Origin of the sequence: Mesorhizobium sp. M5C.F.Ca.IN.020.32.2.1 (assembly GCF_004023105.1) — a bacterium.
Lineage (GTDB): Bacteria > Pseudomonadota > Alphaproteobacteria > Rhizobiales > Rhizobiaceae > Mesorhizobium > Mesorhizobium wenxiniae.
Genome location: NZ_RZSX01001715.1, coordinates 1 through 393, shown reverse-complemented (window position 1 = coordinate 393; position 393 = coordinate 1). Strand labels below are relative to the sequence as shown.

Genomic DNA, 393 nt, shown 5'->3' with positions numbered 1-393 from the left:
CTTCGCTTGGAGGCTTCTGCTTAAGCAGTCCCTGTGCAGTTGCAGCCGCCTCGAAAGCGGCGAACGCAGCTTGGTGACTGCAATGACCGGCCAGGCATTCCTCGATCATTCGGATTGCTTCAAGTCGGGACGGCTTGTCCATGAATGGCCATGGTTGCTGAAGCGCTTTCGCAGCGTCGGCTATCGACGCGACCACCATCGGCCTGTGATTCAGGTAGATTGTAATCGGGATGAATGCCGTCATTTTGTCGCTCCGCAGGATTGAAGGCGGTTAAACGCAAAGACATGGCGGTGGTTGCATGAACGTGCATCATCGCGAATTCAGAGCGCCGGCCCGAGCCACGACGCAAATCGGAACTGGCCGAGCGATCAGGGGTATCGGTTCCCATGAGA

Annotated in this window: 1 protein-coding gene; it reads right to left on the bottom strand. The window is 57.0% G+C overall.

Going from position 1 to position 393, the window contains the following annotated elements; all coding sequences use genetic code 11:
- Positions 1-119: 119 nt before the first annotated feature.
- Positions 120-393, bottom strand: a 274-nt coding sequence (locus tag EOA86_RS41090) for a hypothetical protein (protein ID WP_245497526.1), incomplete at its 5' end; no start/stop codon positions are given.